The sequence below is a fragment of the Methylobacterium sp. AC690 genome (genome assembly GCF_979256535.1).
Window position 1 is genome coordinate 1 of sequence record NZ_CEEDOX010000062.1, and the last position, 353, is coordinate 353.

General features: G+C 65.2%; 1 protein-coding gene. It reads left to right on the forward strand.

What is annotated here, in order from left to right:
- A partial coding sequence (locus AC0IY1_RS25330; RefSeq protein ID WP_471773335.1) for an FtsK/SpoIIIE domain-containing protein occupies positions 1-353 on the forward strand: 353 nt, incomplete at both ends.

Here is a 353-nt window from a genome sequence, read left to right on the forward strand (position 1 = left end):
TGCCGCCTGATCATGGTCGACCCCAAGATGCTGGAGCTCTCCGTCTATGACGGCATCCCGCACCTGCTCTCCCCCGTGGTCACGGACCCGAAGAAGGCGGTCATCGCCCTGAAGTGGGCCGTGCGCGAGATGGAGGAGCGCTACAAGAAGATGTCGAAGGTCGGTGTGCGCAACATCGACGGCTTCAATGCCCGTCTCGCCGAGGCGCGCGGGCGCGGCGAGATCCTGACCCGGACCGTCCAGACCGGATTCGACCGCGAGACCGGCCAGGCCGTGTACGAGACGGAGGAGATGGACCTCTCGGCGCTGCCCTACATCGTGATCGTGGTCGACGAGATGGCCGACCTGATGAT